The organism is Vibrio sp. (assembly GCF_047973365.1).
GTDB lineage: Bacteria > Pseudomonadota > Gammaproteobacteria > Enterobacterales > Vibrionaceae > Vibrio.
The window spans coordinates 1-6399 of record NZ_JBKEBW010000138.1; the positions used below are offsets into that span (position 1 = coordinate 1).

Genomic DNA, 6399 nt, shown 5'->3' on the forward strand with positions numbered 1-6399 from the left:
AGCCTCGTCAGAAATGACGGGGCTTTTTTACGTTAGGAATAAACCACACTCCTACAACCCAGCGTCACCACCCAACGGCGTCATCCCAGAATTTCGGCACGAAATATCTGGGATCTGCTGACGATGGAGAGCACAGTAGGGAGATCCCTGTTTTCACAGGGATGACGTGATTGGTATCCGTGGGTTCCTCTTTGTTTAAGAGCAGGCCGGCCTGTCACGCCGGGGGTCGCGCCAACGCAAGGTGGATAGGGTGTCCCGTCCGCTCCGCCACGCTTTTTTGTTATAGAGAAGGAAGCCTCGTCAGAAATGACGGGGTTTTTTGCGTCTTTGCGCACAATGTAGGGACAAAAAAAACCGACGCTATTGCGTCGGCTGATATTGATTCTATTGCGTTTACAATATTTGTTTTAAAACTCTGTCCGCTTTTACTCGGGTGATCTTGCGTACTAAGCGTTGTACTGCATCTGGGTAATCTTCAAGCTTCTCTAATTGTCGGTATGTACAAACTAAGTGAGTATGCTGAAGAATATTCTGGAGCTCTTTCTCAAACTGCTCTGTTAATAAGTGGTAATCATCTTTTATCAGCAGCGCATTCTCTAAATCAAGCTTCCAAGCTCTTGGATTCAAGTTATTGCCTGTTAGCAGCATGTAACGTTTGTCTACCCAGATACCTTTTAGATGGAAGCTGTTGTCTTCATGTTTCCATAAGTGAATCGATAGATTGCGGCTAGCGATATTCGCTTCATTCGCTTTGGCGAAACGACGCAAATTTATCTCATAAAGGTAAGGCAAACCGCCGATGGTTTTGAACTCTTCCTCTGGCGAAATATAGAAGTCATTTGCTGTTTTATCACCAATGATGATATGAACTTTAACCCCACGTTTAAGCGCTTTTTTAACTTCCTTCGCTATGCTTCTTGGGAAATTGAAATAAGGGGTGCAAATGAACACTTCGTCTTTAGCTTGAGCGATAAGTTGCACTATGTATTGGTTTAGCCTGTTGCGGCGTTTGCCTAAGCCGACAAGAGGCGTAATACCTACTTTATCTTGCGACAGTATCTCATTATCGAATTTATAACTTGCCTGAGCTAACGATGCTCTGAACTGGCGGATATCCGTTTTGATCTCTTTAGTGTCGGGCTTATCTTGCGCACTAAGATCATTCACTGCAGGGTGAGCTAGCATTTCTTGTTGGACAAATTTGACCATGCTGTCCGCTAACGCAGCGTTTTCAACTGAATGATAACGGTCAAAGCGGTAACGCTCTTTGTAATGCAGATAAACGTTATTCAAACTCGCGCCACTGTAGATGACGGTATCATCGATAACAAAACCTTTTAGATGTAACACGCCAAACACTTCGCGACCGCGAACTGGGATGCCATAAGTGGGAATCGTATGTTGGTACTCTTGGTTAAACTTTTTATAGATCGCAGCATTACCTTCTGAGGATGCTTTACCAATGAGACCTCGCTGAGCACGGTGCCAATCAACACAAATGTTAATGTCCAAACCTGGGTTACGTTGTTTGGCTTCAAAAAGCTCAGTAAGAATTTCGCGACCAGCTTCATCGTCTTCTAAATAAAGGGCAACAAGGTAAATACGCTTACTTGCCTGACGAATTGACTCAATCAGGTGGGTCCTGAATTCTTTAGCTGAGAAGAGGATGGCAAACTTATTCGGATCTTGCGCAATAGTCGGCAGCTGGTCGAATGGGTTTCTACGAGCAATCATTTTGGAGGCTTTACCTTACTTATGTGCAAATGTGCGAACGACGAATAATACCAAATTAGTCAAACAAAAGGCTAGAAAAGCTGTTTAATCTTCTAACTGTACGGTAAAAATTGCATTGGAATGAGATCTTTACCGCTTTGACAATAGCGAACAAACAAGGTTCTGAGTTCACTTGGCAATGTTTCAACTTCGATCTTTTTGAAGTTTGCTTGCTGATAGAAGTTTTGCAGATGAGTATAAGAAAAACAAAAGTCATTGCTCGAAAGCACTTCTTGTTGGCAATATCTAAGTAACTCTGACCCGATTCCTTTACCTCTATTCGATTCACTGACGACCATTCCCGTCAACAATCGATAGTTCGCTATTGGGCGAAAGCGCACGACAGCAACGATTAATGTCTCATCGTACGCTACGATGGATAATTCATCACTCTTCGGTTTGCTGCCTGGGTAATGTTGTTTGTAAAATCGTTTGAGCAGAGGCAGTTTTATTGGATCTAAATGTTCAAACTTGAGGGTAGGCATTTGTGTCTTATCGAGGCATCTGTTGTAGAATGTCTGCAGTTTAGTTTATCTGAAGAGTCTCATGCAATTACCTAATCCTCTGCAATTACAACACGATGTGAACTTAGCCCCTTATCATACCTTTGGTATCGAACAGGTATGCCACACGCTCACTCTCATCCAATCCGTTGATGATTTAAAGCAAGTATACCGTTGTTCCGAACTTCAAGCTTTACCTAAGTTAATGCTAGGTAAAGGAAGTAATATGCTCTTTACGGAAGCCTACCAAGGTGTTGTGCTGGTAAACCAAATGCTGGGCATTGAGCACATGGAAGATAATCGTTTCCATTATCTGCATGTTGCAGGGGGAGAAGATTGGCCACAATTGGTTGAATGGAGCATTAACCACGGCATTGCGGGGCTTGAAAATTTAGCCTTGATCCCGGGATGTGCAGGTTCGGCACCTATCCAAAACATTGGTGCTTACGGCTTAGAATTTCAGGATGTCTGTGAATATGTTGATTATCTTTGCCTTGATACTTTCGAAGTCAAACGATTAACCAAAGCGCAATGTGAATTTGCTTATCGCGACTCTATTTTCAAGCATCAATTGTATAATCGGGCAATCGTTACTGCTGTCGGTTTAAAACTGTCAAAAGAATGGAAGCCAAATATCAATTATGGTCCGTTAAAAGAGCTTGGCGATAGTTGTAATGCAAAGCAAGTTTTTGAGCGTATATGTCAAATTCGCCGTGAGAAATTGCCTAATCCTGCCATTACTGGTAACGCCGGCAGTTTTTTCAAAAACCCAGTCGTTGTTGAGCAACACTTTGAAATGTTGAAGGCTCTCTTCCCTGATATCGTTGCTTATCCTGTGGAAGATGGTATGAAGCTGGCCGCTGGTTGGTTGATTGACCATGCGGGGCTTAAAGGTATGGTTCATGGCGGAGCTCAGGTGCATCCTAATCAAGCGCTGGTTCTGATTAATAAATCTCATGCGACTGCGAAAGATGTGGTTGAACTGGCGGGTATCGTTCGTAATAAAGTTTTAGAGACTTATGGTGTATTGCTTGAACATGAAGTTCGTTTTATGGGACGAGATAAAGAAACCTATTTAAGTCGTTTGATGGGAGAGTTCTGAATGAAAAATCCAGACGTAAAGTTAAAGTTGCTGAGCAAGTTATCTGATGGCTCTTTTCATTCGGGCGAATCTTTAGGTGAAGAATTAGGCATGTCGCGCGCGGCGATCAGTAAACATATCAAAGGTATTCAACTGTGGGGCGTTGATATTTTTCGTGTTCAGGGAAAAGGCTATCAACTATCACAACCTTTGATCATGTTAGATGAAGCGTTGATCCAGTCTAAAGTGAGCAATCCGGTTGAACTGCATCCAGTGATTGGTTCGACTAACCAATATTTGATGGACAATACGGCGCAGTTACAGTCTGGCACTGTGTGTATAGCAGAATATCAGGAAAGTGGTCGAGGTCGACGCGGACGTCATTGGGTATCGCCATTTGGCTCTAACCTATATTTATCTATGTACTGGCGTTTAGAAGCCGGTATGGCTGCAGCTATGGGCCTAAGTCTTGTGGTTGGTGTTGCCATGGTTGAAGCTCTGGAAAACATGGGATTGGAAGGTGTCAAACTGAAGTGGCCTAATGATCTTTATTACCAAGATAGAAAACTGGCTGGCATATTAGTTGAAATGTCAGGTCAGGCGGGCGGTGCTGCGCATTTGGTTATTGGTATGGGCATGAACCTTGCCATGCAAGACAAAGAATCGGCTATCGATCAACCGTGGGCCAGTTTGTCACAGGTGATCGGTACTGATCATATCGATCGCAACGTTTTGGCAGCAGAGTTTATCAACACCCTAGATAGCGCATTAAAGCATTACGAGCTGCACGGTATGCAAAACTTCGTTGCACGCTGGAATCGCTTAGATAACTTTATTGGCCGTAAAGTGAAGCTAATCATGGGCGCCAATGAAATTACCGGCATCGAGCGCGGTATTGATATTCAGGGTGGCGTGCTGTTGGAAACCAGTGAAGGATTGAAGAGCTTTATTGGTGGTGAGATTTCGCTGCGTAAAGGGGAATAGCGACAGATTCTTCGTCATTTCTGCGTAGGCACAATGCTCCCCTATCAGCACAGGCGCGAGATCCCGGATAAATGCTACGCATTTTCCAGGATGACGGGGGTTGAGCCTTTTCAGGATGACTCAAATTGGCGGTAATAACCGCCATCACTTGCGCAGCAGTATCTCTTCTACCGTATGGTTTAACCCTTTGCGTAAAATCAACTGAGCTCTGCCTTTGGTTGGCAGGATATTCCCTTGCAGGTTCTTGCCGTTAATCGAGTGCCAGATGCTTTTGGCTTTCTCTATGGCTTCGGCCTCGCTGATCTTGGTGTAATGGCTGAAGTAAGAACCCGGCTCTTTGAATGCACTGTCTCTGAATTTCATAAATCGTTCTACGTACCATTTTTCGATCATCTGGCTGTCTGCATCAACGTAGATGGAAAAATCGAGAAAGTCCGAGATAAACACTCGATGTGGGTCATGCGGATAATCCATGCCACTTTGCAGAACGTTCAACCCTTCAATAATCAATACATCAGGGCGATCAACCACTTTTTTCTGCTCGGTAATGTCATAGGTGAGGTGTGAATAAACCGGTGCTTCGACGTTTGGCATACCGGCCTTAACATCTGAGACAAATTGGACAAGGCTGCGCATATCATAGGATTCAGGAAACCCTTTTTTATGCATGATGCCTCTCTCTTCCAATACTTTGTTTGGATGAAGAAAGCCGTCGGTGGTGACCAGTTCAACCTTTGCGTGGTTTTCAAAGCGAGCCAGTAAGGCTCGTAGTAATCGAGCCGTAGTACTCTTACCGACCGCAACACTGCCAGCGATACCGATGATAAAAGGCGGGGCGATTTCTTTATTACCGAGAAACTGATCAAGCACGCTATTACGACTCTGTCTTGCGGCAACATACAAATTGAGAAGACGTGCGAGAGGAAGATAAATTTCTACTGCTTCTTTTACCGTCAAGTTCTCATTGATACCTTGCAATTCTTGCAGATCACTTTCTGACAGCATCATAGGTACTGAGTTACGAAGCTCAGACCATTGCTGGCGATCGAAAGACAAATATGGGGTCATAACATGCTCAATTGTCGAAATTAGAGTAAGACCAGCGAACATACAATATGGTAGCAACAATGCAAATGGGAAAGATGGAATATTTAGCGTTTGGGCGTAAATTCGCGTGAAAAATCATCGAATAAACAAAAGTAAGCGAAATTTCGCATTTTTTTTATCATAAGTATTGCAAGCCAATAGATCATTCACTAGAATGCGCACCACTTATGCCGACTTAGCTCAGTAGGTAGAGCAACTGACTTGTAATCAGTAGGTCACCAGTTCGATTCCGGTAGTCGGCACCATATTCTCCTTTATGAGAGTTCTTCTTGAGTAAGAATGGCTCACTAATGAGAGAAATGGCGTAAAAATTTGGAGGGGTTCCCGAGTGGCCAAAGGGAGCAGACTGTAAATCTGCCGGCTCCGCCTTCGATGGTTCGAATCCGTCCCCCTCCACCATATTATTAGGAAATAGCTCTCAGAGTTACGTGTTGCGGGCATCGTATAATGGCTATTACCTCAGCCTTCCAAGCTGATGATGCGGGTTCGATTCCCGCTGCCCGCTCCACTCCATTTTAGAGTGCTGATATAGCTCAGATGGTAGAGCGCATCCTTGGTAAGGATGAGGTCGGCAGTTCGATTCTGCCTATCAGCACCAGCTCTAAGCGCTAAGCAAAGTTTTCCTTTTGATATATACTTTTTACTACCAAATTTTTGGTTGCGTGGTCATTTATAAAGCCACCTAAATCCGTACCTAGAGGGACAACTCATGTCTAAAGAAAAATTTGAACGTACGAAACCGCACGTAAACGTTGGTACTATCGGCCACGTTGACCACGGTAAAACAACTCTAACAGCAGCAATCTGTACTACTCTTTCAAAAGTATACGGCGGTGCAGCTCGTGACTTCGCATCAATCGATAACGCTCCAGAAGAGCGTGAGCGCGGTATCACAATCTCTACTTCACACGTAGAATACGATACTCCAAGCCGTCACTACGCACACGTAGA

General features: G+C 44.1%; 6 protein-coding genes and 4 tRNA genes. 7 read left to right on the top strand and 3 right to left on the bottom strand.

Annotated elements, in window-relative coordinates; translation table 11 throughout:
- Positions 1 to 393 precede the first annotated feature (393 nt).
- The gene (pssA, locus tag ACK5MF_RS17020; RefSeq protein WP_416923749.1) at positions 394 to 1734 is read right to left on the bottom strand and encodes a CDP-diacylglycerol--serine O-phosphatidyltransferase; all 1341 of its coding nucleotides are present in this window, start codon (positions 1732 to 1734) and stop codon (positions 394 to 396) included.
- 92 nt (positions 1735 to 1826) lie between these two features.
- Positions 1827 to 2258: a GNAT family N-acetyltransferase gene (locus tag ACK5MF_RS17025; protein ID WP_416923750.1), complete on the bottom strand. Its 432-nt coding sequence runs from the start codon at positions 2256 to 2258 to the stop codon at positions 1827 to 1829.
- Positions 2259 to 2307: 49 nt separating this feature from the next.
- Here ACK5MF_RS17025 and murB point away from each other — a divergent pair, with 49 nt between their 5' ends.
- Both murB and birA read left to right on the top strand, forming a co-directional pair.
- Complete coding sequence (gene murB / locus ACK5MF_RS17030; RefSeq protein ID WP_416923754.1) at positions 2308 to 3378, top strand: UDP-N-acetylmuramate dehydrogenase; 1071 nt, start codon at positions 2308 to 2310, stop codon at positions 3376 to 3378.
- A complete protein-coding gene (birA, locus tag ACK5MF_RS17035; protein ID WP_416923751.1) occupies positions 3379 to 4341 on the top strand; it encodes a bifunctional biotin--[acetyl-CoA-carboxylase] ligase/biotin operon repressor BirA in 963 nt (320 codons plus the stop codon). It abuts the gene before it with no gap.
- 144 nt (positions 4342 to 4485) lie between these two features.
- On the opposite strand, the gene coaA is transcribed toward birA, so the two are convergent.
- Positions 4486 to 5409: a type I pantothenate kinase gene (coaA, locus tag ACK5MF_RS17040; RefSeq protein WP_416923752.1), complete on the bottom strand. Its 924-nt coding sequence runs from the start codon at positions 5407 to 5409 to the stop codon at positions 4486 to 4488.
- 208 nt (positions 5410 to 5617) lie between these two features.
- Here coaA and ACK5MF_RS17045 point away from each other — a divergent pair.
- The 5 genes from ACK5MF_RS17045 to ACK5MF_RS17065 form a co-directional block, all read left to right on the top strand.
- A tRNA-Thr gene (locus ACK5MF_RS17045) sits at positions 5618 to 5693 on the top strand.
- A 69-nt stretch (positions 5694 to 5762) separates the two neighbouring features.
- Positions 5763 to 5847: transfer RNA gene (locus ACK5MF_RS17050), tRNA-Tyr, on the top strand.
- 34 nt (positions 5848 to 5881) lie between these two features.
- A tRNA-Gly gene (locus ACK5MF_RS17055) sits at positions 5882 to 5956 on the top strand.
- 14 nt (positions 5957 to 5970) lie between these two features.
- Positions 5971 to 6046 (top strand) — tRNA-Thr (locus ACK5MF_RS17060).
- A 111-nt stretch (positions 6047 to 6157) separates the two neighbouring features.
- A partial coding sequence (locus ACK5MF_RS17065; RefSeq protein WP_416923753.1) for a GTP-binding protein occupies positions 6158 to 6399 on the top strand: 242 nt, incomplete at its 3' end.

Bases quoted from the DNA above. Each gene is read 5' to 3' on its own strand.
- pssA (WP_416923749.1), bottom strand. From the start codon at position 1,734: ATGATTGCTCGTAGAAACCCATTCGACCAGCTGCCGACTATTGCGCAA.
- ACK5MF_RS17025 (WP_416923750.1), bottom strand. From the start codon at position 2,258: ATGCCTACCCTCAAGTTTGAACATTTAGATCCAATAAAACTGCCTCTG.
- birA (WP_416923751.1), top strand. From the start codon at position 3,379: ATGAAAAATCCAGACGTAAAGTTAAAGTTGCTGAGCAAGTTATCTGAT.
- coaA (WP_416923752.1), bottom strand. From the start codon at position 5,409: ATGACCCCATATTTGTCTTTCGATCGCCAGCAATGGTCTGAGCTTCGT.